The organism is Sphingomonas faeni (assembly GCF_040407565.1).
Taxonomy (GTDB): domain Bacteria; phylum Pseudomonadota; class Alphaproteobacteria; order Sphingomonadales; family Sphingomonadaceae; genus Sphingomonas; species Sphingomonas faeni_F.
On sequence record NZ_JAPZPR010000010.1, the window covers coordinates 1 to 23,750 of the forward strand.

General features: G+C 62.4%; 28 protein-coding genes. 6 read left to right on the top strand and 22 right to left on the bottom strand.

Annotated elements, in window-relative coordinates; translation table 11 throughout:
* Positions 1-306: 306 nt before the first annotated feature.
* The 3 genes from O6Y00_RS18220 (at position 307) to O6Y00_RS18230 (ending at position 2,473) form a co-directional block, all read left to right on the top strand.
* Complete coding sequence (locus O6Y00_RS18220) at positions 307-1,356, top strand: DUF262 domain-containing protein (RefSeq protein ID WP_353443985.1); 1,050 nt, start codon at positions 307-309, stop codon at positions 1,354-1,356.
* Positions 1,357-1,412: 56 nt separating this feature from the next.
* Entirely contained in the window at positions 1,413-1,952 is a 540-nt protein-coding gene (locus O6Y00_RS18225; RefSeq protein ID WP_353443986.1) for a hypothetical protein, read from the top strand.
* 188 nt (positions 1,953-2,140) lie between these two features.
* On the top strand, positions 2,141-2,473 hold the full coding sequence (locus tag O6Y00_RS18230) for a hypothetical protein (protein WP_353443987.1): 333 nt from the start codon (positions 2,141-2,143) through the stop codon (positions 2,471-2,473).
* A 295-nt stretch (positions 2,474-2,768) separates the two neighbouring features.
* Here the strand turns inward: O6Y00_RS18230 and O6Y00_RS18235 are convergent, their stop codons facing one another.
* Positions 2,769-4,649, bottom strand: a complete 1,881-nt coding sequence (locus O6Y00_RS18235) for an AAA family ATPase (protein WP_353443988.1) — start codon at positions 4,647-4,649, stop codon at positions 2,769-2,771.
* Between the two features lie 428 nt (positions 4,650-5,077).
* On the opposite strand from O6Y00_RS18235, the gene O6Y00_RS18240 reads away from it, so the two are divergent.
* Both O6Y00_RS18240 and O6Y00_RS18245 read left to right on the top strand, forming a co-directional pair.
* Positions 5,078-5,281 carry a hypothetical protein gene (locus tag O6Y00_RS18240; protein ID WP_353443989.1) on the top strand — a complete coding sequence of 68 codons (204 nt, stop codon included), beginning with the start codon at positions 5,078-5,080 and terminating at the stop codon, positions 5,279-5,281.
* A 55-nt stretch (positions 5,282-5,336) separates the two neighbouring features.
* Positions 5,337-5,696, top strand: a complete 360-nt coding sequence (locus tag O6Y00_RS18245; protein WP_353443990.1) for a hypothetical protein — start codon at positions 5,337-5,339, stop codon at positions 5,694-5,696.
* Here the strand turns inward: O6Y00_RS18245 and O6Y00_RS18250 are convergent.
* The 3 genes from O6Y00_RS18250 to O6Y00_RS18260 all read right to left on the bottom strand — a co-directional run bounded on the left by O6Y00_RS18250 (position 5,653) and on the right by O6Y00_RS18260 (position 7,443).
* Positions 5,653-6,273, bottom strand: a complete 621-nt coding sequence (locus tag O6Y00_RS18250; protein WP_353443991.1) for a hypothetical protein — start codon at positions 6,271-6,273, stop codon at positions 5,653-5,655. The two genes, O6Y00_RS18245 and O6Y00_RS18250, sit on opposite strands and share 44 nt — an antisense overlap.
* A gap of 220 nt (positions 6,274-6,493) precedes the next feature.
* Positions 6,494-6,889: a hypothetical protein gene (locus O6Y00_RS18255; protein ID WP_353443992.1), complete on the bottom strand. Its 396-nt coding sequence runs from the start codon at positions 6,887-6,889 to the stop codon at positions 6,494-6,496.
* Positions 6,890-6,903: 14 nt separating this feature from the next.
* On the bottom strand, positions 6,904-7,443 hold the full coding sequence (locus tag O6Y00_RS18260) for a hypothetical protein (RefSeq protein ID WP_353443993.1): 540 nt from the start codon (positions 7,441-7,443) through the stop codon (positions 6,904-6,906).
* 205 nt (positions 7,444-7,648) lie between these two features.
* On the opposite strand from O6Y00_RS18260, the gene O6Y00_RS18265 reads away from it, so the two are divergent.
* The gene (locus O6Y00_RS18265; RefSeq protein ID WP_353443994.1) at positions 7,649-7,861 is read left to right on the top strand and encodes a hypothetical protein; all 213 of its coding nucleotides are present in this window, start codon (positions 7,649-7,651) and stop codon (positions 7,859-7,861) included.
* Here the strand turns inward: O6Y00_RS18265 and O6Y00_RS18270 are convergent.
* The 18 genes from O6Y00_RS18270 to O6Y00_RS18355 form a co-directional block, all read right to left on the bottom strand.
* Complete coding sequence (locus O6Y00_RS18270; RefSeq protein ID WP_353443995.1) at positions 7,858-8,703, bottom strand: hypothetical protein; 846 nt, start codon at positions 8,701-8,703, stop codon at positions 7,858-7,860. The two genes, O6Y00_RS18265 and O6Y00_RS18270, sit on opposite strands and share 4 nt — an antisense overlap.
* A gap of 10 nt (positions 8,704-8,713) precedes the next feature.
* Positions 8,714-11,473 (bottom strand): hypothetical protein, encoded by a 2,760-nt coding sequence (locus tag O6Y00_RS18275; RefSeq protein WP_353443996.1) that lies wholly within the window; start codon positions 11,471-11,473, stop codon positions 8,714-8,716.
* Positions 11,473-11,883 carry a hypothetical protein gene (locus O6Y00_RS18280; RefSeq protein WP_353443997.1) on the bottom strand — a complete coding sequence of 137 codons (411 nt, stop codon included), beginning with the start codon at positions 11,881-11,883 and terminating at the stop codon, positions 11,473-11,475. Before O6Y00_RS18280 ends, O6Y00_RS18275 begins: the two co-directional genes overlap by 1 nt.
* Before the next feature lie 60 nt (positions 11,884-11,943).
* Positions 11,944-12,579, bottom strand: a complete 636-nt coding sequence (locus O6Y00_RS18285; RefSeq protein ID WP_353443998.1) for a hypothetical protein — start codon at positions 12,577-12,579, stop codon at positions 11,944-11,946.
* Between the two features lie 2 nt (positions 12,580-12,581).
* Positions 12,582-14,792: a hypothetical protein gene (locus O6Y00_RS18290; protein ID WP_353443999.1), complete on the bottom strand. Its 2,211-nt coding sequence runs from the start codon at positions 14,790-14,792 to the stop codon at positions 12,582-12,584.
* On the bottom strand, positions 14,789-15,217 hold the full coding sequence (locus O6Y00_RS18295) for a DUF6950 family protein (RefSeq protein ID WP_353444000.1): 429 nt from the start codon (positions 15,215-15,217) through the stop codon (positions 14,789-14,791). Before O6Y00_RS18295 ends, O6Y00_RS18290 begins: the two co-directional genes overlap by 4 nt.
* Positions 15,217-15,843 carry a hypothetical protein gene (locus O6Y00_RS18300; protein ID WP_353444001.1) on the bottom strand — a complete coding sequence of 209 codons (627 nt, stop codon included), beginning with the start codon at positions 15,841-15,843 and terminating at the stop codon, positions 15,217-15,219. The genes O6Y00_RS18295 and O6Y00_RS18300 overlap by 1 nt, the downstream gene beginning before the upstream one ends.
* Positions 15,840-16,427 carry a hypothetical protein gene (locus O6Y00_RS18305; protein ID WP_353444002.1) on the bottom strand — a complete coding sequence of 196 codons (588 nt, stop codon included), beginning with the start codon at positions 16,425-16,427 and terminating at the stop codon, positions 15,840-15,842. Before O6Y00_RS18305 ends, O6Y00_RS18300 begins: the two co-directional genes overlap by 4 nt.
* Positions 16,424-18,865 carry a phage tail tape measure C-terminal domain-containing protein gene (locus tag O6Y00_RS18310; protein WP_353444003.1) on the bottom strand — a complete coding sequence of 814 codons (2,442 nt, stop codon included), beginning with the start codon at positions 18,863-18,865 and terminating at the stop codon, positions 16,424-16,426. The genes O6Y00_RS18305 and O6Y00_RS18310 overlap by 4 nt, the downstream gene beginning before the upstream one ends.
* Positions 18,866-18,901: 36 nt before the next feature.
* Positions 18,902-19,111, bottom strand: a complete 210-nt coding sequence (locus tag O6Y00_RS18315) for a hypothetical protein (protein WP_353444004.1) — start codon at positions 19,109-19,111, stop codon at positions 18,902-18,904.
* Positions 19,112-19,179: 68 nt separating this feature from the next.
* Entirely contained in the window at positions 19,180-19,536 is a 357-nt protein-coding gene (locus O6Y00_RS18320; protein ID WP_353444005.1) for a hypothetical protein, read from the bottom strand.
* Positions 19,533-19,961 carry a phage tail tube protein gene (locus tag O6Y00_RS18325; RefSeq protein ID WP_353444006.1) on the bottom strand — a complete coding sequence of 143 codons (429 nt, stop codon included), beginning with the start codon at positions 19,959-19,961 and terminating at the stop codon, positions 19,533-19,535. Before O6Y00_RS18325 ends, O6Y00_RS18320 begins: the two co-directional genes overlap by 4 nt.
* Before the next feature lie 10 nt (positions 19,962-19,971).
* Positions 19,972-20,367, bottom strand: coding sequence for a DUF3168 domain-containing protein (locus O6Y00_RS18330; RefSeq protein WP_353444007.1), 396 nt, complete (start codon positions 20,365-20,367; stop codon positions 19,972-19,974).
* A 1-nt stretch (position 20,368) separates the two neighbouring features.
* The gene (locus O6Y00_RS18335) at positions 20,369-20,806 is read right to left on the bottom strand and encodes an HK97-gp10 family putative phage morphogenesis protein (RefSeq protein ID WP_353444008.1); all 438 of its coding nucleotides are present in this window, start codon (positions 20,804-20,806) and stop codon (positions 20,369-20,371) included.
* Positions 20,803-21,147: a phage head closure protein gene (locus O6Y00_RS18340; RefSeq protein ID WP_353444009.1), complete on the bottom strand. Its 345-nt coding sequence runs from the start codon at positions 21,145-21,147 to the stop codon at positions 20,803-20,805. Before O6Y00_RS18340 ends, O6Y00_RS18335 begins: the two co-directional genes overlap by 4 nt.
* Complete coding sequence (locus O6Y00_RS18345) at positions 21,147-21,707, bottom strand: head-tail connector protein (RefSeq protein WP_353444010.1); 561 nt, start codon at positions 21,705-21,707, stop codon at positions 21,147-21,149. The genes O6Y00_RS18340 and O6Y00_RS18345 overlap by 1 nt, the downstream gene beginning before the upstream one ends.
* Positions 21,708-21,866: 159 nt before the next feature.
* Complete coding sequence (locus tag O6Y00_RS18350; RefSeq protein WP_353444011.1) at positions 21,867-22,424, bottom strand: hypothetical protein; 558 nt, start codon at positions 22,422-22,424, stop codon at positions 21,867-21,869.
* A 7-nt stretch (positions 22,425-22,431) separates the two neighbouring features.
* Entirely contained in the window at positions 22,432-23,736 is a 1,305-nt protein-coding gene (locus tag O6Y00_RS18355) for a phage major capsid protein (protein WP_353444012.1), read from the bottom strand.
* Positions 23,737-23,750: the final 14 nt, after the last annotated feature.

The window sequence follows — 23,750 nt, forward strand, 5'->3', positions numbered from 1 at the left end:
TGGACCCTCTCGGGGGGATAATGGGACGAAGTCCACGTCTCGACGAAGCGTTCCAATCCCATCTGTCTGCTCCGCACATCGTGTGAGGATACTTAGCAGGCGGATGAAACCGTGCAATGTCGGCTTTCCTTCCCAAACCGGCCTTTCCGCTTTCGCCCACACGAAGACATTCAGCCGTCGTTTCGCTCTCCCGAACTTCAGACATCCGTTCATGTTCAACCGACGCGATCGAATGCGACAAGCTGTTTCCCGAATTCAGCTAGTGAACGCGCGATGGCGCTGGCATACGTCCGGTGGGAGGAACCAATGCCGAGCATTCCACAGACGTTCTCAATTTCCGACTTTCTTACCTGGGACAGGCAGAGGCAACTTGAGCTGCAGCCGCAGTTTCAGCGTGGTTCGGTATGGACACCTCAAGCGCAGTCATTTCTGATCGACACCATACTGCGGGAGCTTCCCATCCCCGCCGTCTATATCCGCACACGCATCGACGCGGTTACGCAATCATCTATTCGTGAAGTCGTCGATGGTCAGCAACGACTGCGCGCTATCCTTGCGTTTGCTGCCAACGACATTCGTATCAGCTCGCGCAGTCCCGACTTCGGGGGGCAACGCTACAACGATCTTACACAGGACCGCAAAGACGCCTTCCTCTCTTATAACATCTCGACCGTTCAGCTCCTGAATGCGTCGGATGCCGAGGTGCTGGAGGTATTTGCTCGCCTAAACTCCTACAGCGTCAAGGTCACGCCGGCCGAACTACGCCATGCGAAATTTGACGAACCAGTGAAATGGGCGATCTGGAACACCACGCGCGAGAACGGGGCGCTGTGGGACGAATATCATGTGGTGTCGCTGCGTGACAGTGTGCGCCTAAAGAACACCACGCTGATCGCCGAGCTGTACATGGCCTTCGCGAACGGCCTCGGTGACGGCGGCGAAGAAAAGGTCGGTGCGTTCTATAAGAACAACATTAAGAGGGATGAGGCGTATTTCGCCGATATAACCGCGCTTGTGCATAAGAACATCAATATTGCCATTGGTACGTTCGGCCCATCGTTCAGTGAAACAACGTTCTTTGACGCGCCGAATTTCCTACTCCTAGTTTGCGCGATTGCATTCGTTGCTGGGGAGCTGCCAGCTTCCGCTCTAACTGCGGTTGTGGACAACAAACGCGGCGTCGGGCTGAGCTATGCGAATGCTGCGAACAATCTGCCGTTGCTTGCCACGGCGGTCGAGAATGACGACATCAATGGCCCCTACGCCACGTTTGTTGTTGCGAGCAAAAGCAGCACACAGCGGACAAGCTCGCGTCGTCCCCGGCTTGCAGCCATCGTTAACGCAATCGCGGCCTAATGCTCGGCAGTCTCGCAGCCCAGCTAGAGCGCCGGGTTGACAATCTCCATGCAGAGATGACGCCGCTTATAGGCGGTGGGCCACTCAACGCCGTCGAACGCCGGCAGGCGGAGCATATCATTTTTCAGCTTCAGAACGCTTGGGAAATGTATGTGCGGAACTTCATCCTGTCGTCGGCGACGGGACACGCCTCGGGCTTGGGTGGTTTGGTCCCGGCGAGCGTGCCGCATGCCTATAGAAACCGTGAAGCAGTAAGCCATTATCTCTTGCAGGTAACGCGGCAGCGTTTCGAGCCGAAGTGGTATCGGCCTACGGATGCGATCAACGCGGCGAGACGGCTCAATATTGCTAATGTCGCCAACGTTGCAGCCGCGATCGGCTCGACGCCATGGCCGCTTGAGAACTTGCGCCTAACCCGGAACTTCTTCGCACATCGCTCGCGCAGCTCGGCGTTGGAACTTCGTGCTTTGAACTGGTTCGGCTCAAGCGACACCATCGAAGTAGAAACAACAGTGTTTCCTTTCGACGCTGGCGGAGTGCGTCGGTTTGACGCTTGGTGCGCCGCGATGAAGGTGGTTAGTCGGGCGATGCTTTAACCGGCATTAACCCATAAGCGGACAGGCTGCTATCCTCCCATTCCGGCCATTCCGCTTACGCCGAATTGCGGACTATCGTCGGAGGCATCAATGTCGCGTTCAGCGATGGGGGCAGTATGGTTAGGTTCGTGGGATCGATAGGTGCAGGTGCGTTGCTGTGGTTGGGAACGCAGGCAATCGCGTTCGGTATGTCTAAAACTGGTGATGGATGGATCGGACCTGCCGCGTGGTCGCTCCCGCTCGTCGCACTATACCCAATTGCGTTGGTTCGCTTTGGACGATCGCGGCTTGGCGGCACCAAGGCTGATGCCGCGATGTTGCTGATGGCGGTAACGTTGGATGTCTTGCTCGCGTATAATATCGAACGTCAGGAGCCCGGCTACTTCGCGATGGCGTGGGACTTAGCACCAAGCCTTGCCTCCACTTGGTTTGTCCTTTGGATGGGCTGGCAACTCATCGCACTTGCGACTCTGATCCGGGCTCTATTCGGGAGAGCCGCCGAGTTGCCGAACGGCTGCTAACCTTCCCATCTCGGACATCAATCCGATGGAGCGGAACTTGCACGACGGGCAAGGAGACCGGTGACAGGAATGGTCGCTATCGGAACGCTATCGCGACCCTAGCGCGTTGCAGTGCGATTGCTCTCAACGCTGCATTTCGGTATGAGTTACGAGGAAAACGTCGCGCGATCCTGTAGTAATCAGCGGTTGTTGCGGCTCGTTTGCGATACCAGTGCGATACCGAGAATGTTTCATCTCAACGGCGAGCGGTGCGGGGGTACTCCAGATCTCAAAGGTGACGCGGTTGGGAAGTCGTTTAATTCAAGGCTTCCGGACTGTCGTTTGAGAGAGCCAAAAATAGGTCGCAAACGGGTTTTGGGCAAAATTTTGGATAGTCGCCAAGCACCCGCGAGATAATCTCAGTTATCAACGCCCCCTCTGCCCGGTACCGCCCATCAAGCATTGGAAATGCGCTCTTGATTGAACGCTCCAGTTCGTGGCCTTGACGAAGAATATATGAGGCTTTAACCCCGAGGTTAAAGCCCCCAAAGTATTGATTATATGTAACGTCATTTGAGGATACTTTTGGCACTGGCGTTTTATTCACGATATAATCGCTTAGCCGTTGTAGCTCAATTATTGAGCAATTTCCGAGATTTGAGTATCGGATGGGGGGCTGAATTCCAAGATCGTCATCTTTTAGTAATAGCGCCGCAATAAGAAGGGGATCTAGTAAAACGTTATCTTTGGCGTAGTGAGTTCCGTCAGCAATTACTTTCACGCGCTGGTTTGGGCGATTCCTCAAATCCCAATCAACAATGCCGAATACGGATCTGTTTCCATTGTCTTCCATATGCTTGACCATATCATAAACAAAATTGCAGCTACCTTTTGTGCTTGTTCCAACGAAGCTAAGCGTCCGTTGCAATTCTAATTTTGGCCTCATTAAATCGTGAAGCATTGAATAATGGTCAACGTCGATTGAGCTTTCGGTGAAAACCTGTCTTCTGTTCGAGTAACTAATTGCCAGCATCGGTAATCCAGCGGTTAGTCGATCGAGAGCGTACTGTTTTGTCACTTTGACCGGTTGGGATGTTTCTTCCGTTAATTCGTAGATTGCGTCATCGGGGGCTAACGCGACGGTTGTCGGAGAGTGCGTGGTCAGAATACATGAGATGTCGAGGGTTTCGACGTAGTCTCGTTGAATGGAGCTTAGCCACCGTTGAACATTTTGCGGATGTAGCGAAGCGTCTAGCTCGTCGAGAAGGACTAGTTTCGGGTAGCGAACATTTAGTCGCTCGTCTTGAGCTTGAAACATTGCAAGCATCATTCTCAACAACACGCGCTCGCCCGACGAAAGCTGCTGAAATCCTATTTCCGCCGATTTGTCTGTCCGTCGTAGCTTAAAACTGACCTCACCGGCGGGGTTAGAGGAGGGTTGGATTACGGTGTATGGGAGGCCAAATTGGTTGAGCGCAAACGTGACGCGATCCCAAGGCGGCGGGCCGTACTGCTCAATGAATTCTTCGTTCGTGAGTGCTTCACCGGTGCCGTCATCTTGGTCGGTTTGTCGTTGAACCTGATTGCGCCACCGTCGGTCTCGATATTCGCTAAAAACACGAACTAGGTCAGGGGTAAAGAACTGTGTCTCGTTCCATCCTTTTGTTTGGCAAACTTCGTCGCGTGTTATCGTAAGAAAACGACCCGTCGGACCTAAGTGCACTGCAGCTGGTCCGGCGATCATCACTGCCAAGCGATTGGCGGCATCTCGCGCTGGGCCGACCAAGCTCGTCAAATCTGGAGAATGTGATGTAATTGCGCTAGTTCTATGGAACAGCATTCCGTCCACCAGCGCAGACCAATTTACGTTCAGGTCGGTCGATAAATTTCCAGTCAATTCCAGCAACTGAGCTTCGAGAGCACCGATCTCAACCTTCTGCTGATGTAGAATTGCGTTAACGATAGACGACTTCTCGGCATCCCTTACGGGTATGTTTAGAATAGTTCTCAAATCGGTAGACGAGCTACCTAATAAGCTGTTGGTATCATCGTCCTCATTGGTCAGTAATTTGATATCATTTGAAAGATTATTCAAACCGTAGGATGTTAAAATACTTCCGCTGCTTATGCTTTTTAGTAATTGACTTTTTCCTGCGCCGTTTAGGCCGATGATTACTGCGAGTTTGTTCAACTCCATGCGGGGGAAGGGCCGCATGAAGCCGGCCGTATTCGAGTTTTCAATCCACATTTGCGTGCCCAACGTTGACCTAGCCGTGGTGGATCGCATGACGGTGGTACTTATACCACCGTCTTTTAATGCGGGCGTTCAATCGTGCGTTTAGCCGTGGACCCGTAAAGTCGTTTGATTTCAACGCCGGTTGCCCGATCACCGGCCAATTGTAGCGCAAGCGATCTCAATCGCTTACAACGCGTGGGGCAACGGCCGGGAGATTTGGACGTGACACGGATCGAGCACGCCGCGCGAGCAATGTGTAGGTTTCACGGCCTCCCGGAGAACACGAATTTCGAAGGGCGCCCGATGTGGGAAAGCTACGTACCCGAGGTAAAGGCGATCATCGCCGCGCTCGACGAAGCGGACGCGTCAAGTAAGGCCGAAACTGAACGATGAAACTGCAACGGGCGATGACCAATCGCGAGGTATGGATGAAAGCCAGCACCATCCTCGCCGAGCACGGCGAGATGACTGCTGACTATATCATCGACCAGTTGGGGGACGTCCTTGGGAACGATACGGCCGTCGAGGACTGGCGCCGTGTTGCGGCTGCGGTCGACGCGATAACCGGCGCGGATACGCACGGCAGCAATTGAGAACAAACGTGGAACGGTGTAGCTCGCGGCTCTGACGAGTCGGAGCCATGTTGCCGTGTCGAAGCCCAACCGAACGACGTTCATCGCCTTGGTGGTGCTCGACGACGCGATCAGAAGGCTTCAGGTCGACGGCCCACTTAAACAGCCGCAGTACGGCGTCCGTCTGGCGCTGGCCTACCTCTACTCGATCACGCTGTCGAAGAACCGGGAGCCGTTCGACGTCCTCTGGCGCACCCTGACGGGGCAGGATCGCCAACCTCCCGAGTTCCGGGTGACGTGGGCCGGGACGCAGTTCGCCCGCATCTGCGACGACATCGGCGTACCGCAGGACATCGTTCTGACCGAAGCGCTGGCGAAGGGGAGGGCGGAACCTACGCCCAACCCCCAGCGCCAAGGGCGGCCTGGAAAGACATAGCGTACCCGGCGACCTTCTCTGCACGATCGATCCCGTTGATGATGCGCCGTGCCGAGTTGAACTGCGCGACCGTCGCGCGGCCCGTCGCCGGTAGGTAGCTGGCGAAACGCTTTCCGGTGAACCAGCCTTCGGTCATACCGAAGACCATGATCTGCGCGGAGATCTTGGTCTCCATCGCGCGATCGTAGTTCGACATCAGCGTGCCCTTCAGTCCGAGCTCGTCGTCCGCGCGCTGGTAGTTGTAGTCCCAGGTCAGCTGGACATCGCCGCGGCCGTACGCGATCTGCCCGGCGTGCTTGCCCGGCTTTCCGTACGCCTTGCCACGGCCTCGGCCGATCTCTGGGACCGGCTGCATCTTCTGAGCCGTCTCATGGAACGACGTCGCAAGCCCGTACGCGGCGAACGCCAACGGCGACGCCTGCGCAGCAAACGCGGCGAGCTTCGCTTCAATCCCCTCAACCTGAGCCGTGGTCATGGTGCCGAACAGCGGGCGAATCGCCGCGAAGAACTTCGCTGGCGCCGCCAGCCCGTGCGCAGGACGCGCAGAGGCGGTCGCCGGCTTTGTAACCGTCGTCATCGTAATTCCTTCCAAGTTGAAGCTATCGTGGCCAGGTGGTATTCGAGATCTCGCCGATGGCCCTCTCCGCCAGTGCCGGCCGGCCCGTCTCGTGCATTCCGCTGCGTTTGAGGCGGGCCGTTACCGCGAAACCGGTTCGAGGTTTCCGCGTTGGTGCAACGCCAGGTATCTCCGGAAAGTGACTGGCCGCCCCGTCCTTCGCCAACCGAAGGGCGGGGCGTTAGGGCAACTTGTCGATACCGCGCAGAGTGGCCGTCATGTCTGGTGGAACCGCTGACTTGCCGGGTAGTGCGGCATCAAGGGCGTCGATCGCGCTCTGACCGCGGCGCTTGAAGAAGGTGATGATGCCCGCGCCGACCGCGCCCGTCATTCCCCCGGTTCCCAAAGCGGCGAAGAGGTCGACCTGGTGCTCGACGATCCAGACCGCAGTGATGACCATCGACAAGCCCGTGACGATGCCATCCAGAAGCCAGCGTTTCGGGCCGGTCGCGTCGAGGGTGATGAATAGCCGCACCATGAAACAGGTGAAGAGCCCGACGCACATCGATCCGGCAGGGAAGCTATAGCCCAGCACCGACCAGATGACGGGGACAGTTGCAGCGGGAGCGGTCGACACGACCGCCTCCTTGATCACCGAAGACCAACGGCCGCTGCCGCCATCAAGAGACTAACGAGAAGCACGGCAGCCGGCCGCCGAAGCTGTGGCCACCTTGACCACATGTCGACCGGCAGCGGGGCTTTGCGCAGCTGGTGCTCGATCATCGGCTCGGCGAGCATATGCAGACCCATCCAGGTAAAGCCGCATGCGATTGACAGCGGATCAAGCCAGCGCTTCAGTTCTGCGATACGCTCGATCGTGGCGGCATCGCCGGAGCTCCACGACCAAAGGCTGACGGCTTCGGCACCGCCCCGGCTGGCGATCGCGCACCCGGCCAGGAAGATTATGATCCGGTAGATCGAGACCGGGTCCGTGGGATGGTCAATGGCCCGCGCCCGCCAAAGCCGGCGCGCTTGCCTTCCCGCCATCATCAGACCGAGGCAGAACGCCGCGGTCATTACGAACAGGTTCCAGGCAAGCAGCCCCGGATTGTCAGCGAGGGAGGGCGGGGCAAGAGTGGCCGTCGCCCGCATTGCCTCTCCGATGTAGTTGCTCGTGGCTGTCGCGGTCATGCGTCATCCCTTCCCGCGACCGCATGGGTCGCGTTGCTGCTGTGGTTCATGGTGGGCTCCTGGGATAAACGGTCTCACGCTCGTGCCTTGACACGAGGCGCTATGCGTGGAGAGTGCGCGGCCCGAAAGTCGTGCGTTAAGAGGTCGTTAGGTGCCAGTAATCGAAGTTGGTCGGATCGTGGCATTCGAGGAATGCTTTAGCGACGTGAACGATATTATCGGCGTCGCGCGCGTTTTAAAGCCGGCGAACATACCCGAACTCAAGGAAGAGTTTTACGCTGGCCACCTAATCGAGAGCGATGAATACGCCAGCCCCGAGGACTTCTTTAAGTGGCTGTTGCAGCAAGGCTATATCGAGGACGTAAAGCCCGTCCGCGAGTTTCTTGGGACTGATCGTATTCTCGACATGCCGCGTTAATACAGCGCGTACTTGGCGTTCGCGTAGGCCTGGATTGCCGCCAGCAACGGCGCCCCATCGGACTTGTGCAGCGCGAGACCCCGCACGAACATGATCTGATAGATGCGGGCATTGCGAAGCTTGCGGTCGTAGGTCGTCCCGTCGAAGCCGCCGGCACCGACAATCAGCCGCTCGTTCTCGTTGTGCCGCGTCAGGCCGGTATTGGTTTTCAATGTCGTGTTGTTGCGGATGATCGCCGCGGTGTTTTCGGCGTAGGCGCGGCTCATGGCCCACAGGTAGGTGTTGGGTCCGGCGCAGTCTCCCGCGGCCGTCTGGATCTCGGCAGTCGCTACCGCGCTACCCTCCTGCATTGCGAGGATGCTGTTCGTCGAATTGAACGAGAGCGCGTACGATCCGCCAGTCGCGACACCGGCGCTTTGCGTCGTTGAGATGCGCCCGTTCCCCAGCAGCGCGCCGTTGCCGCCCGACGTGTCTGGCGTGGCCGATGCCATGATTGCGACTGCGGTGAAGTCGGCAGCGGTCGGCCAGATCGCTGTTCCCGCTGGGCCAGCGAACACGGTGTCGGTGATCCACTGGACGAAGGCCTTGCCGTTCTGTCCCCCGGTGCTTTTCGCCGGCATCGCGCCCGAGATGCGGGGAAAGACAATGCCCGACTTCCGATCGGTCCACGTCTGGGCTGTGGTGTTGTAAAGCGTGTCGACGTCCAGCCAGACGCTGCCAGCCGGGAGCGCCGCAATGACGTTGTCCTCAAGCTGGTTCTGCACGGATACGCGACGCGACGTGCCACCTGGAGCACCGACCGACGACATCGGGGTGCCGAGCATTGTTGGATAGAATACCATTGTTCAGTCCTTACGTCAGAGCGATTTGCTGGTGCGCGGCCATCTCGTAGATCGGCAGCGGATTGGGATAGACAGGCCAGGGCGTGCCCTCGTCGTTCACCTCTCCGGGGAAAGTTGGAGGCGCTGGCATGTAGCCAAGCGGGGCGTACGAAACGATCGCCGACCGGGCGCCGGTTTTGTTGCCCCGGCGGTTGCCTGACGAGACGAGCGAGATGTTCAGGCGGGGCGGGCCGAAGCCTGCGTAAGCCCCAGCCAATGTGATCGTAGTGACGTTGACCGAAGTCATGACCACGCTGGCGATCGGAACCACCGTGCCGTTGCTGTCGACGATCTGAAGCCCCTTGCCGGCGCCCAGATCCGTTACGTTGACGACCGTGTCATCGGCGAGCAACCGAGCATGTCGGTTCCAGATGACCTGATACGTCAACGCACCGGTCTGCTTGAAGCGGTACGCCTTCAGCGGTTGGTGACCCTCCACGATGCAGAAATGACGGTACAGCAGGTAACCGTCGAAGCGGCCCATCCAGTTGTAGCCGTGCGGGCTGGGGTGGATGAAGTCGAGGATGTTGGCCGGGATCGCACCCTTGCTGCCGAGCGAGATGCATAGCGCCTCGAACATATGCAAGTCGAGTTGCGCACCCGTTGCGCGCGGCTCTCGAGATGCCGTGTAGCTCGATGCTCCGATTTGCACCTGATCGGTGGCAAGGCGGATGTAGCTACCCTGCCCGGTGATCGGGCGGATATACTCGTCGAGCTGTGCGCGCCGGTTCGCGAGCGCCCGCATCAGGGTCTCGCGCTCGCGGCCGTTGATGATCGTCGGGTCGGCAGGATCGCTGTTCGCCAGATCGGCATGACGTGGAATGTCCCAGTCCGCCTCGAAGCCACGGTAATGCTCGGACACGAAGACGACGCGCTTATTCGCTGCGGTCGCGAGGTCGACGATCTTCTGCACCGCCGCCTGCATGTCGGTCCACGCTGGCCGGCCGGGCCCGAGGTTCAGGATCGACGAAGATCCGACCGCGTAATTGATGGCGATGAACGTCGGCACAGGATCGTTCGGGAAGTCGGCGCGGTGCAGCGCCATCATCGTATAGAGCGCCTGCGTTTCGGGCGTCTCGCCGCTCTGGGTCAAGGTGCCGAACGGAACCTTGTTGTAGCAGACGAGGGGGACGAACCCGGTAATGCCCGCCGTCAGACCGACAATGTTGCTGCCGACGTTGGGCATCAGCAGATTTGCGGGGTAAAGGTTCTGCTCAATCGTCGTCAGCGGGGCGTACGTGCGGTTATAGATCGCCATGAACGCCGCGTAATTCGGTGCGCTTGGGTCGGGCGGCGTGTTGTAGCCATACGCATTGTGCAGCAGGCTAGCCTGACCGCCGTTCAGCGATTGCCCGGCCCAGCCAAAAACATACCAGGTGTTGGGGTCGCTGAAAGGGTTATAGCGGCGCTGGCCATCATTGTCGTTCGTGCTGACCGACACGATTGCCCCGCCGCTATCTTTGAGCACCGAGGGCGTCGCGATCGGCGCGGCCGCCTTATTGAACCCCGGCGCGCTCAGCGAATGGATGAAGGCGCTCGACAGATGCAGAAGCCCATCCGACGCGAGCCACGCCAGATTCACGACCGTGTTGTCGGGGTCAGCACTGTCCGGCGCCACGATGATCGGCTGGATGCCGCTGGTGTTCGTCACCGGAGCCGTGGCGGCCGCCCGCATTCCCAAGGTCTTCAAGCTGGACGGGGTCAGCAGGTTCCATGTGCCGAAAGATCTCAGGTGTAGACCTTCTCCTGGGCCTCCCCGAGCCTCGCCGATCGTATCATTCGGATAGTTGCCGACGACGGACGATAGTCCCCCAGCGCCTTCGAAAAGCGCCTTCGAAACGAACAGGCTCTGACCGCCCGCTGGAAGGTTCGGAAACGAGACGTCCGGCGATATCAGCTTGTCGAAGAAAAACGAGCCCGTCACCGGATCGTAGCCCGCGCGATTGATCACCTTCGCCGGATCGTCAGATGCGGCCGTGACGTAGAACGGAACGAAATTAAGGGGGCCGGACGAGGCCGGGTCGGTGTCGACCGGAGTCGTGTTTGCGACGCGCGCACCGAGGCTGCTGAGCGAAAACTGCGACACCATCACAAGGTCCGCGCCCTTCTTCAGGTAAGTCCCTGCATCGGCGCTCGCGGTATCGACCACCTCGGCAAGGAAGCCATCAGGCAGCGTCGCCTTAATCGAGTTCGCCTCCGCCAGGGTCGTGAACGCTCGTCGCCCGGCCGCGGCAACTGTCATCAGCGATGAAAATAGACTGGTTGCCTGGTTCGCCGCCTGGAACGCACTTGCCTCGTACGAGCCCGCGAAAACAACGGAGGCCTGAACGAGGATCTTCGCCGCCTCGATGTTGGCAAGGGTTGCCACCTCCTTGTCGACCACGCCCTGCGCCAATGCGGTAGTTTCTCCCGCAACGGCCACCGCGCCGTCGACCCGCGCGATCTGAACGTCGACGACCCCGTCGACGCTATCGAGCTTGTCGTCGATCAACGCGTCCTTAGCAGCGACGTGGATATCGAGCGCCGCCTTCTCCTGCCCGAACGCCTCGCCGGTTGCGGCGATGAGCGCGTCGACATCGGCGCCTGCCTGATCAGCCGCGGCGAGCGCCGGCGCGCGCAGGAAGGCGTCAAGCGCGGCTTGGGTCGGTTCGGCGATCTGACCCGCCAGGAATGCTTGTTCTGCCGCGCTGAGGCCCTTGCCCCCGCGCAGCTGCACCATCGTTCTAGACATCAGCTATCGTCCCTTTCGATGATCCAGTCGATGTCCGCCTGCGCGAGGGGCGGGGCGGTGCCGGCAATTGTGGCGGCCGAGCGCGAGACGTAGAGCGCGCCGCCCTGCCGGCGCTGGCGGCCGCCATCGAGCAGCACCTCCGCCAGTTCCCACTTCAACCCCACGACGCCCGCCAGCGCGGCGCTCAGGGGCGCGGGCAGGGCCATGTCGGCGAAGTCGCCGTCGAGATCCTGCTCGATCGTGCTGGCGGCGCTCCAGCCCGGCTCCGTGCTGCCGTCCGGCCGGTAGACCGTGAAGGCGTAGACCTCGCCGAGAAGCTCGCGCGTGGTGCCGTCCGCCAGCTGGCGCCGGTAGCGCACGGCGAGGGGATCGCCGCCCGCGACGCGCATATCGAAATTGCGGTCGATCACGCGCGCGTCTCCGCGCCGCGCATTGCTGCCCGGTTGGTCATGGCCTTCTCCAGTTCGATGTCAGGTGTTGAGGCGGAACAGCTTGGCCGGGATCGCGAAGCTGGCGCCAATGGCGAGCAGCGGCGCGGTCAGCCCAACGTTGATCGATGTCGGCGACACCGCGATCGCGTCATGGATCGCGTAGCCGTCGATAGCCTTGGTAGGTGCCAGGGCAAGCGGATCGCCAGCCGCGAGCCCCATCGACGCGGGAACGGTGATCACGACGCGTCGGACGCCAGCGCTGAGGGCGACGCTCGCGGTCTGCCCGATCGTCACCGTCCCGAGCAGCGCCGCGGCCGATTTGCCGTCGAACCCGTTCTTCCCATCCTTGCCGTCGGTAGCGCGCAGACTGGCGAGCCACTGTGTCTGCGTCCCGCCATATCCGGCCGCACGCGCGATCTGGTACGCGGATGCGCCGTCGACGCCGTTCGAGCCGTCCTTGCCCGCCGGACCGCGCAGGTGCTCGTCCTGCGTCGGATCGCTTACCAGCGGCAGGGAAAGCAGTGCACCGTCATAGATCACGCCGCGCACCAGAAGTGCGACCATGCCGGAGGTGAGCGGGGGCGGCATCAGCGAGAAGCTGAGCGTCACCCGGCCGTCCGCGCCTTGCTTGAACATCAGATAGACGCGCTGGGAGTAGGGAATGGTCTGATGCATGATCAGGGTTCCTGCTCATACGGGTTGCGCCCGCCGCCGCCCCACCCGCCAGGCGGGGTCGGGGTCGACGGGTACGAAGTGCCGCCGGCGTTCGCGGTCGTCGACCAGCCGATGAAGACGTACTGCGAGGACGCGAACTGCGCCGCGGCTGGCGCAGCGGCAGCGACGTAGATCGCCGCCGACAGGTCCCTGAACACGCCGTACTGCGTAGCGCTTCCGAGACCCGCCAGGGTGTCGGCTGGAAAAGCGATGGCGCGGCCGTCGTCGATCACGCCGGTAAACGCCACCAGGCTGATCGCCGTGTCGGTGCTCGATACCGGATAGTCGACGTTGTAGGTCCGCAGGAGGTAGGCGCCGCGGGCCGCGCCGAACGCGCCCGCGAACACCGGACCCAACACCAGACGATCGCTGATCACGCCGCGCGCGCGATACTGCACACTTACCTCGTACTGTGTGCCGGGCGTCAGGCCGGTGATCTCCTTACGGATCGTCTCGGGCGCATCGAAGCTCGCGCCGGCCCATTCCGCACCGACACCGGCCGGGCGATAACTGAACACGACCGCATCGGCGTTGGTGTTGCCGACGGCTCCGGTCACGACCATTGCCGGGATCGACACCCCGTTGTCGGTGAACGTCGCGCCTTCCAGCGTCCATTCGGAAGCTGCGGGCGCGGGCACGTCGCCAGTGCCGGTCGACAACGCCGGGACGGGCGGAACCACGCCGGTCTGTCCAAGCGCCGCAGCATGCTTGCCAGCGGTCTCCGTGGCGAAAGTCAGCGTCACGATCGAGGACGCAGGATCCTGCGAGCGCCCTCGGATGATGACCGGCTGGTTCGCAAGGCCAAGCTCCGGCATCGCTAGCGTCACGCAGTCCCCGATCCGGTAGCCCATCCACTTGGGCTTGAGCGGCAGAGTGATCGGCAACAGTTCGCGGCTGTCGAACACTTCGTACGCGGCAAGGCTCGCTGCCTGATCGGGATCCTGCACCAGCTGATAATCACCGCTCCCGGTCCTCTCGCCGCCGTCGGCAATGACGTAGTCGCGCACCTGGACGATATCGATCGGCACCATCTGCCAGCCGTGCGCCTCGCTCTTAAACTGGGCGCGGAACCCGTTGAGCCGCTCGCGGCGCATACGGTTCGACGGGATGGACAGCCGGCCGTTGGCGAGATCTGCGGTCGTGATCGTAGCAAGGCTCACGCGCGGAGCTTTTTGCAGGGTCGAAAGGCGGGCGCCGTTCGATATCGGCTCTGCGCCGCCAGCCTGCTCGATCAGCTTGCAAGCGTCCCAGCGACCCATGTCCGAATTCAGTTCTCCGCCGGCCTTCCACCCGTTGAGTTCCTGCACGTTTGCGCTGGCGACGTGCGCCGCGACGTCGATCAGGTCTATCGGCGCACCGATGCCGAGGATCTTTCGGTATGCGGCCGATGGGTTGCTCTCGTCGCGCTGCCAGATGCCCAGCTTCCACTTGAGGCTGTGAAGGGCAGGGGTCTCCGAATAGATCCACGTCAGACGTGCTGCGGCGTGCGCGGCCGCGTTACGAGGATCGGCCCATCGACATGACCCTGACCCGCCGGGATACGTCGAATCGAGGCGAGGGTCGTACACCTTGACGCCGCGCACGATCCAACTGGGAACCGGCTCGCCGCTCGCATACCGACGCGCCTTCGTATCGAAGAGCAGCGTCAGCGAGGCAGCCGCATATCCGGACAGCTTATAGGCCGCGCCCCAGCCGGGAACGGGACCAGCTGTCCCGAATGGCGGACTGACGACACCGCTGCCGAGCGCTCGTGGTTCGGGTGTCTGACCGAGTTGCTGATCCTGCCACAGCCACTTGTTATAATAGCCGACTGCCGACGTGCCGGAGAGCAGCACGGGTACGCTGTCAGCCGAGAAGGTCTCGATCGCATCGATGGGACCACCCGCCGACAGGATCGCGAAATACGTCTTGTAGTGGTTGTCGGTCCCGTACACCTTCCGATACGCGATCGTCCCGCCCGTCGACGTCCGGCCTATGATGTAGGCGAGCGGTCCGTTCGGATCGATCTTGAACTGATCGGTCAATCCTTGCCGGTCGTTGCTCGGTCGCTTCGCGGTCAGTTCCGCCCCGATCGACGCCGTGACGGCAACCGCCGCGGCAATCGGCTGGATCGGGCTGGGGATGAGGGCCACGACGCTGGCCACCGCTGCCACGATGCGGAGAACCTTGCTCATACCCGCCACGCCTCTGCGGCCGACCAATCGAACACGCGCGCGTAATCGAGCCCGTCGGCGTCTTCGTGGAACGAGAGCACCGCATCATTGCCGGCGATAATGCCGAGCGCTTCCCAGTCGTCAGTTCCCGGCGTCAGGACGATGTCGCCCGGAAGTGCTGCAGCTGGCGGGATCCGAACGAGGCCGATGCTATCGAGCGCAGCCGAAAGGCTCTCGTGCCCGGCGCGAGCGAGCGCGCGTCGAGCCGATAGAGCGGACCGGTACGTGCCTGCCCTGGACAGCCCGAGAGCGTCGTGCCGCCCCATCTGCCGCAGGTGGAACGCGCCGATCTTGGCGCAGTCGACCTTGCCCCATGCGAACGGTTTTCCGGCAAAGTGCGCCCGTGTGGCTTCGACAGCAGCGGTGCGGCGTGCGAGTTCGCTCATCAGAAAAACCGCTGCACGCCGCGCACGGCGAAGGGTGGCACGGTCGTGACGGCCGAGGGCTTGTCGCCCGGCCCCCACAGTTCGTTGATCTTCGTGCCGGTCATGTTCGACATGCCAAGCTCTCCCGGCCAGATCGATTGATGGAAACTATCGGAATACCCTGCGCCTTCGTCAGGCTCGAACAGCCGCTCGAAGACGCTGGCGACCGCGATCTGCACCTCCAGCACCTGCGAATCCTGTTCGAGCGTCATGGTGTCGACCTCCCCGGCGAGCAGCAGTTCCGGGTCCGGTACGATGAGGCCGGTGTCGCGGTCGACCACCGCCAGCCACATGCGCACCGGCGAGCCTTGATTGTCGGGACTGCACAGCCGCACGGCCGCCTCGAGACTGGGCGGGATCAGCGACATATCCATGCCGGGGATCGTGTCGCCGGTCGCCTCGCTGATCGCCTCGACCTGCCCGATCGTTCCGAACAGCGCGTCGCGGCCGGTGAAGACCTCGTCACCCCAGCGGATGGCGATCGAGCCGTCACACAGCCGGATCGTATAATTCGGCAGCGTGATACGCAGCAGTCCCGCAAGCATCACCCGGCGCTGGCCGAGCGCGGCGTTCATTGCAGGCGTCATTCGTCTTCATCCACGCGGATCGAGAACGACGTCGTGCGGGTCACCGGCAGGTCCAGGGGCACGCCGTCGACCGACCCTTCGATCTTCGGCAAGGCGATCTCGACGACGTCGCCGGCCGCCAGCGACACCCGCAGCAGGTTTTGCATGACGATCGCGGCGTTGCCGCCAGCGTCCGCTGCGACGGCATACCGCGCCTGGTCCGCATATCGCCGACCGGCATGGATGATCGAAAACCACTGGCCGGCGCGGACGACGTACCCGGCTGCGAGACCGGCGACCGGAATGGTCGTGCCGGCCAGCGTTGCAGCGGCGATCACGGGCGCGCCCGGATTGCCGATATCCAGCCCCGGCTGCGAGATGCGGAACAGGCCGCCTTCCTTTTCCGCAGCCAGCAACTTCGCATGCCACTCGCGCCCGTCTGGCTGGACCCGCATGGGTGGCGTTTCGATCGCCTGACTGTACCGGTCCCCGGCGCGATCGATATGCTGCGCCGGGCCGCCTAGGGCGCCTTGCAGCTTTCCGCCGAACCGCTGGCGCGACAGCACCGACGCGCGGATCGGCAGGCCGGTGAGATCGACGCTCACTTGACCAGCGTCCGGCGCCGGAGCCGATTTTGCGCGGCGCTTACGCGGTCGACCGTCTCGACGGATACGTTGCCAGCGATCCCGGTCACCCGCGGCTCGAAGAGCTGGCCTTCCCCTAGCACGAGCTGGACCACCGACGGTGTCTGCCGACCCACGTCATTCGCCGGGGTGACGTGAACACGCTCGCCGTAGTTCACCATCGCGGTGGGCACGCCGTTCAGGGCGAGCACGTTCCGATCGAGACCCGTGTTGCCGGCGACGCGGAACGATCCGCCCTTTGCCAACCGAGGGAGTCCCACGCCAGTGGACGGAGTCTGGACCGGGGTTTTGGACCCGAGGGCGGTCGAGGCCGCCTTGAACAGCTTTCCAAACAGTCCGCCCGAACCGCCGGATCCCGAAGCCGACGATGCACCGAACAACGACTGCGACAGCGGCTTGATGATCGCCTGCTGTATCGCGATGCGAACCAGGTCGCTTATGATCTGCTTCGAGACGTTCTTAAAAACGTCGGCCAGCGATTTGCTGCCGGTGATGGCATCGGCCAGTCCGTCGTTCAGCGATTTGAGTCCGTCCGATGCGACCTGCTGGAATGCCTCGTTAGCCTCGGCAGCGTTTTTGGGCATCGTATCGAGATACTGTTCGAGCGGCCCCATCGTGCCGCGTCGGACATTGGCCTGGTCGATCCCCTTCAGCGTGCCCAGCTGGTCGAGCCGTGCTTGCGCGATCGCCTTTTCCGCATCGGTGGACGAGTGCAGCGCCAGCACCGATTCGAGCGCCGCCTTCTGCCGGTCATACTCGATGTCGAGCAGGCTCAGTTCGATGCGACGGCGTTCGGCCTGTGTCCGCGCGCCGTCCTGCTGACCACGCAGGAGATCGCCTTGAAGCGACAGCGTCTCGTCGGAGATCTGGACCTGCTCGCGAACGAGATCATCGTCGAGCTTCCAGTTGATCGCGGTATGCTGGAGTTCGATATTGCGCGCCTCGACGAGACGCAGGCGCTCCGCCTGCGCGGCAGTCAGCTTCCCGTCCTGTTGCTTGGACGTGATCTCGTACTGTGCCGCATCGCCTTCCGCGGTGACGCGCTCATGCTCGTACATGGCGCTCGTGCGCAGATCCGTCGCGATCTGCTGCTTGAGCCCCAGCTGCTCGACGTTCAGTCGCGACAGGTCCGAGTTGTACGCCTCCTCGTTGCGCTTGGCTTCCTTCGCCGCGTGCTCGCGCTCGCGCGCTTCCCTGGCGGCGTCGGACTTCGCCTTGCTGGCGGCTGAACCCGCTTCGCCCGTGCCGACCTTTGGAAGCGCGACCGATTTAGGGGCACCCAAACCGGCCTTCCGCGCCGCGCGAGCGTTCTGGTACAGAGTGCGCTGCCGCTCGGTTTCTGCTGCCGACCCGTCGCCCGAACCATTCGCGCGCCGCACCGTTATCAGCCCACCGGACTGCTGGGATCGCTCACGAGCGCGCTGGTCGCGGCGCGCGGCGTAGTATGCCTTACGCCGGAAATCGAGATCGCCATTGGCGTCGTCCGCGTTCCTCTTCAGCGCGGTCCCGGTCGCGTACCCCGCGATACCGCCGATCGCCGCCCCGATCGGACCAGCGCGCGACCCTGCGAGCGCGCCGATGATCGCCAGCGCCTGCGCAGGATTCGAGGACAAGAATTTGATGACGGCCGACGTGAGCGTCGTCAGGCCGTCGGCCATCGCCACGAGGCTGTTGGCGTTCTGCACCACGGCGTTGGCGAACTGCGCGTTCAGGATCATCTTCAGCGCATCGAGCTTGTCGTTCGCTCCCCCGGCATTCCGGATCACATCGTCCTTCAGGACGATCCCCAACTCCTGCGCCTTCGCGGCGAGCTCGTCGAAACCACGGCTGCCCTGACCCATGAGACCGGTGAGCGTCGCCGACGACTTGCCGAACGCCTGGAAGCCTAGCGCCGCCCGCTGTTGCGTGCTCGGCAGCTTGGCGAGGCCGTCCATCGTCTGCCGCAGCGCCTCGTCGAAATTGCCGCTGGTGACGCCCAGCTGCCGGAAGAGCTTGACCTGGGCGTCGCCACCCGCCTGCGCCTGTCCGAGCGTCCGCGCGAACTTCTCCATTGCGGCATCCGCCACCTCGACGCTCGACCCCGACAGCTGCGCGGCGAAGCGGAACTCCTGGATCGTCTTGGTGCTGGCGCCGGTGCGGTCGGCGAGATCCTGTATCGCATCCGCGTAGTCGAACGCGCGCTGCGTGGCGCCGGCCAATTCCTTGAGGGCAAGAGCCCCGCCCAATCCAACCAGCGCAGACTTGAGCGACGTGGTGCTGAGAACGGCACCGCGCATCGATTTACCAATACGCTCTCCGAGAGCGTATGCGCGAGTTTCGGCGCGCTTCGATCCCGCCTCGAACTGCGCGGTGTCGATACCCAGGACGACGCGCAGCGCGCCGATGATCGCTCCCGCCATGCCTGCTCTCCGATCCTGGTGGTGATTGAACGGGTATCAGTCGTTCGCTTGGGTGGCCGCTGCCCACGCCTGCAGGTTGAACACCATTTCGTCCTCGGTCTGCGCTTGGCGTTCGTCGCCGAGGATGTCGGACAGAGGCGGGATCGAAGAGGCTCGGGAAAGGACTGCGCCATGCCACGCCGCGGACATCGCCATGCGGTGCGCCTGACGAATGCGCTCGGCATATCCGCCCAGCGCCGACCGCATCGTGCGCGGCGTCTGGGACCAGAAGTCAGCCGGCGAGAAGCCCGCTTCGCACCACGACGCGTGAAGCTTCAGCCAGTCCCATCCCCGGCTGTCTTCGGAGGGTGCGCGCCATCCTCACCCTCCGTCACCACGCCGAATGCCGCCATCAGCCCGGCGCTGATCGCGTCCTGAACAGGCGTAGCGCCGAGGTCGGACATGATGTCGCCCGCCTCGGAGATCGTGCACGCGTGCTTCGCCTGAAGCCCGGCCCACAGCAAACCACGCGTCAGGCGCAGATCGCGACGCCCGCTGTCGTAGTCGTCGACGAGTTCATCGGTTGCCCGGCCGAGAGCGCCTTCGGCCAGGCAGAACGCGTTGACGTCGAACACCAGCGCGTACGTCGACGTACCGCCCGCCAGCGTTGCTTCGCCGCGCAGACGGTTCATTCCGTATAATCCCAGACGAATTTGCCCGATGCCTTGAAGCCGATCGTGGCGGCCTGCTTGCCCTGCACGGGCTGATCGTCCGGCTCGTAGCTGGTGATGATGCATTCGCCGGTGAGCGATGCCTTGCCGTTGTTACCATTCACGAAGATCTGCACCGACCGGACGTCACCCTTCGCGAGCGCATCGAGGACGATTCCGTCACCAGTGCTGCCGGGGATCCATTCGATCTGCGCGGTGCCTTCGCCGGGATCGGCGACGCCTTCGCCCATGAACGTCATGATCCCATCCTCGCTCTCGTGCGTGGTGGTGTCGATCGTGCCGCGGGAGAGCGACGGTGCTTTGACGCTCAGCAGTCCCGAAATGCGCGTCGGCACACCCAAGGCGCTGCCCAGCCAAAACTGCGCGCCAAAATTCTTCTTCGCCATAACGTCCTCCTCAGGCCACCGGCCGGTTCATGATCATCCAGTCCGACCGACGTCGGAATATCTTGGCGCCGCCACCCAGATCCTCGCTCTGCCCGCCGGCATCGTCGTCGAGGAACGCCGGGCCGATGACCCAGCCGAGGGTGGTGGTTTCGGGTTCGATCGCCGGCACGAGCGCGCGGAAGAGCGCCAGCGCCTCGGCCGGTGTCTTCGCCCAGATGTCAGCCTGGACGCGGCTATCGTCGAGCCCGTCCCAGCCATCGTGATTATATTCACGCCCCGGCGACACGAGCGTCAGCACGATCGCGGGAAGCGGGCCGTTCTGGTTGCGCTCGTCCCACACGATTTCGCGGGCGAGCGCTTTCACGCCGGCGTCCGCCAGCAGCTTTGCGCGCAATGCTTCCTGCATGTCAGCCCTTCAGCGCTTTGCGTTTGGCGAGGCGTGCGGCGGTCTTCTCGATCTCAGGTCCCAACTGGTCGGCAATGCTGACGAGCACGACACCCTGCTCTGCATCCCACGCGGGGCGCATATATGGCTGAGCGCGCTGATCGTGCGTGCCGAACTCCTGCGGGACCGCGGCCGGATTGTTCGGGCCGACGTACATCTCGACGGTCGATTTCGGAGCCTTCTTCGCCATCCGCGCCTGTCGCCGCGTCAGCTTCGTCCCGATCGTGATCGAGCGCTCCAGCGCATGTGTCAGGGTCGGGGCCAGCTGCTCGGCATGCGCCCGTAGCGGCTCGGCCGCTTTCTTCAGAACCCGGCGAAGCACGGCTTTGCCTGTGGCCTTCGGTAGCTGACCGAGCGCCGCGTCAAGCTCGCGAAGGCCCTCGACCTTGATCTTGATCATGAGACCTTCTCGACGCTGTCGACGGTGATGATTTCGATACCCTCGCGCCGGCCGATCTCCTGAACGCCGCTGATCTCGTACACGACATCACCGTGCACGAGACGATCGGTCGTCGCGATATCGGCGACCTGCGGCGACCAGCGGATGCGCCACATGAACTCACGCGTCGACGCCGTGCTACCGGCCTTCCATGCCTCGACCGCACGCTGCGGAACCTTCTGCGCCCATACGCGAGCCAGAGACACCCAGCCCGGAATGTTCGTGCCAAGCGCATCCGCGCGCATGTCGGGGCGCTCGATCGTGATGCGACGATCGAGCGAGCCTGCATCGAGGCCAGCCATCAAACGCGCTCCGAACGGTAAGGTTGGCAGAGCACGGATACGCCGAAGGGGACTTCACTTATTGCGGCACCAATACTCGTAGCCTCTCGGTTGCGGTAAAGGTGTGCCATCAGCATTTTGACTGCCGTAATAAGGGCGGATGGCGCAGGTAGGTTGCTATCATGACCGGCTTCGAAGTCGATTTGGACACAACCGACACCACCGTCTACTGGAGGCCACGGAGCAGCGCAGAGGGCAGCTATTCCGTCCCCTGCAATACGATAACCACCTGCCGGCACGGCAACGAGATTGTCCGCGACAAGATAGGAAACCCCGATGACCGACCGGAGAGGCCGTACGAGCAAATCTTGAGCCTGAGCAAAGGCGTCCCCAGACCACCTGAAAGCACGCCGTTGCAGCGAATGACCGGTATGTTGCTCCACCCAGTCAATAGCCGCATCACGGAACGCGACTACGTCAGAACTTTCGTTCGCAGGATCGTCGAGCCGCAGGTGTGACATTGCCTGTTCAAGAGGCAAAACGCCTTCGCCGCTTAGCACGGATAGCGGCGTGATAATCATGTGCTGGATGACGGCGTCGGCGTCGGCGTAGCCACCGGCACCGGATAAGGGCCGACTGCCGGACGGACCGGTGATATCGCTTTGTCAGGCGTAACGACGACGTAGCCGCGAGGGCGGCTACCGGGTTTGCGTGCCATGGTGGTTTCTCGCGGCTGTCGGTTACTTGGCGGGCTTCGCGGGCTTTGACGTCCCGGTGTCGTCGGCACTGCCCTCGGCTGCGGGCGGGGGCGTCTTCAGCACCAGCAGATCCGCTTCCGCCTGGTCGCCGCGCTTCACCGCCGCATCGAGATCCGCGCGCAGCTGATCGACCTGCGACGTGTCGGAGAGAAGGGCGCTCGCGCTTTCAAGATCCTTGCGAGCAAGATCTCGCTCGACGATCACAGAGTCGCGGTCGGCGATGGCCGCGTCGCGCTGACCGATCGCGGCATCACGGGCCTGGACGGCATCGTTCAGATCCGCGTTCAGCCGTTCGTTGTGATCGAGCAGCGACTGGGCGGCGTGCGTCGGGCCGGTACCGAGCACGTCGGCGTCGTCATCGTCGGCCGCGACGATCGCCCCGCTCTTGATCAGAGGGGCCGCGTCCTGCTCGGACAGCTTACGGACCGTGCCTTCCGGCGACCCTTCCAGCCCGCGAACGTAACGGTAGTTCTTCATGGTTTCGCTCCCTTGCAAAGAGGGCGGACCAATAGGCCCGCCCTCGCGTTCGACGACGATCACGCTGTGATCAGGCCGGGTTGACGTTGCCGGTGACGAAAGCCTCCGGACGGTAGATCGTCAGGGCGAGGCGCTCCTCGGCGAGGATCGTCACCAGGTTGTTGATGAAGTTGTCGCGATCCTCCGACGACACGGTGACTGCGGCCTGCATGCGGTCGAAGATCTGCGCCGCCATGCGCCAAGCACCGGTCGTGAACTTCCCGACCGCCTGCGTCTGGGTCTCGACGACAGGCAGCCCCCAGAGGGTCGGACCAGTCAGCGCGGCCGGGTTCGCGAGGATGTAGCCACCGGCCGCATCCTTCACGAGCTCGATGTTGGTCCAGTCGATCGGGTTCAACACGAAGCCGGTGGCCGGATATTCAGCGAGCGTCACTTGAAGCATCGCCAGACGGAGGCGGTCGATCGGCGTCTCGCCGGCAACGATCGCGCCGGCCGGCTTCACATACGGCGAGGCGACCGCGTTGATGCCGAGCAGATTGATACCGGTGCCATCACCGTTCAACAACTGCCCGTCTTCCTTGAACGCAAGACCGTAGCGGAGACGCTCGTCGATCATCGAGCCGAGGGCAGGGGCATCGGCGAGGATCTCCGTCGAGGCCCGCATCCAATGCGCGATCTTGCGGACGGGTGCGGTCTTCAGGCCGTACTTCAGGCTGCTTTCCGACTTGGCGGCGCCCTCGGCGGTCATTGCCGCGGCGTTGGTGAAGCCGGTCTCCTGCGGATATTCGATCGAACCCGCCGACGTCGTGCCAGGCGCGATCAGATCGCGGACACGCAGCTGGCGGTTCTGCATCTGCGTCAGCATGCCGGCAACGCGCTCGGACCGCGTCAGCGCGCCGGCCGACCCGTCCGCATTGGTGCTGAGCGACGTGATGGTCTTCATCTCGATGGTCAGCTTGCTGCCCTGCGAGAGGTTGCCGTTCAGCGCCTTGAACTCGTCGCTGTTGATGAACTGGTCGCCGACCGACATTTGCGACCGATCGTCGTCGCTACCGCGGCGCGAGGACTTCTGTTCGAACTCGTCGAGACGCATCTTGATCTCGGTCAGCCCGGACAGCGCCTGGTCGGCCAGTTCCTTGCCCTGCGTGGTGAGCGGCTCGCCGCGTTCGGCCTTCGCCAGAGCGCTCTCGGCGATCCCCTTCACCTCGTTCATCTTGGTGTCGAAGTGCGTCTTCAGTTCCGCTGCCATCTCGGCGTAGCTCTTGCCGCCGCTATGGCCATCAGGACCGCGCATGAAGCGCCCCTTCGAGCGCTCGGCAGCCGTCATCGGTCCGAGCAGCGCCGCTGCGCTGCTCATCAAAATCATCTTACGCATTGAAATGCCCTTTC

Excerpts from the sequence above, each read along its gene's own strand:
- O6Y00_RS18220 (WP_353443985.1), top strand. The coding sequence starts at position 307 with ATGCCGAGCATTCCACAGACGTTCTCAATTTCCGACTTTCTTACCTGG.
- O6Y00_RS18225 (WP_353443986.1), top strand. The coding sequence starts at position 1,413 with ATGACGCCGCTTATAGGCGGTGGGCCACTCAACGCCGTCGAACGCCGG.
- O6Y00_RS18230 (WP_353443987.1), top strand. The coding sequence starts at position 2,141 with ATGTCTAAAACTGGTGATGGATGGATCGGACCTGCCGCGTGGTCGCTC.
- O6Y00_RS18235 (WP_353443988.1), bottom strand. The coding sequence starts at position 4,649 with ATGGAGTTGAACAAACTCGCAGTAATCATCGGCCTAAACGGCGCAGGA.
- O6Y00_RS18240 (WP_353443989.1), top strand. The coding sequence starts at position 5,078 with ATGAAACTGCAACGGGCGATGACCAATCGCGAGGTATGGATGAAAGCC.
- O6Y00_RS18250 (WP_353443991.1), bottom strand. The coding sequence starts at position 6,273 with ATGACGACGGTTACAAAGCCGGCGACCGCCTCTGCGCGTCCTGCGCAC.
- O6Y00_RS18260 (WP_353443993.1), bottom strand. The coding sequence starts at position 7,443 with ATGACCGCGACAGCCACGAGCAACTACATCGGAGAGGCAATGCGGGCG.
- O6Y00_RS18270 (WP_353443995.1), bottom strand. The coding sequence starts at position 8,703 with ATGGTATTCTATCCAACAATGCTCGGCACCCCGATGTCGTCGGTCGGT.
- O6Y00_RS18275 (WP_353443996.1), bottom strand. The coding sequence starts at position 11,473 with ATGTCTAGAACGATGGTGCAGCTGCGCGGGGGCAAGGGCCTCAGCGCG.
- O6Y00_RS18285 (WP_353443998.1), bottom strand. The coding sequence starts at position 12,579 with ATGCATCAGACCATTCCCTACTCCCAGCGCGTCTATCTGATGTTCAAG.
- O6Y00_RS18290 (WP_353443999.1), bottom strand. The coding sequence starts at position 14,792 with ATGAGCAAGGTTCTCCGCATCGTGGCAGCGGTGGCCAGCGTCGTGGCC.
- O6Y00_RS18295 (WP_353444000.1), bottom strand. The coding sequence starts at position 15,217 with ATGAGCGAACTCGCACGCCGCACCGCTGCTGTCGAAGCCACACGGGCG.
- O6Y00_RS18300 (WP_353444001.1), bottom strand. The coding sequence starts at position 15,843 with ATGACGCCTGCAATGAACGCCGCGCTCGGCCAGCGCCGGGTGATGCTT.
- O6Y00_RS18310 (WP_353444003.1), bottom strand. The coding sequence starts at position 18,865 with ATGGCGGGAGCGATCATCGGCGCGCTGCGCGTCGTCCTGGGTATCGAC.
- O6Y00_RS18315 (WP_353444004.1), bottom strand. The coding sequence starts at position 19,111 with ATGCGGTCGGCGCTGGGCGGATATGCCGAGCGCATTCGTCAGGCGCAC.
- O6Y00_RS18320 (WP_353444005.1), bottom strand. The coding sequence starts at position 19,536 with ATGAACCGTCTGCGCGGCGAAGCAACGCTGGCGGGCGGTACGTCGACG.
- O6Y00_RS18325 (WP_353444006.1), bottom strand. The coding sequence starts at position 19,961 with ATGGCGAAGAAGAATTTTGGCGCGCAGTTTTGGCTGGGCAGCGCCTTG.
- O6Y00_RS18330 (WP_353444007.1), bottom strand. The coding sequence starts at position 20,367 with ATGCAGGAAGCATTGCGCGCAAAGCTGCTGGCGGACGCCGGCGTGAAA.
- O6Y00_RS18335 (WP_353444008.1), bottom strand. The coding sequence starts at position 20,806 with ATGATCAAGATCAAGGTCGAGGGCCTTCGCGAGCTTGACGCGGCGCTC.
- O6Y00_RS18340 (WP_353444009.1), bottom strand. The coding sequence starts at position 21,147 with ATGGCTGGCCTCGATGCAGGCTCGCTCGATCGTCGCATCACGATCGAG.
- O6Y00_RS18345 (WP_353444010.1), bottom strand. The coding sequence starts at position 21,707 with ATGATTATCACGCCGCTATCCGTGCTAAGCGGCGAAGGCGTTTTGCCT.
- O6Y00_RS18355 (WP_353444012.1), bottom strand. The coding sequence starts at position 23,736 with ATGCGTAAGATGATTTTGATGAGCAGCGCAGCGGCGCTGCTCGGACCG.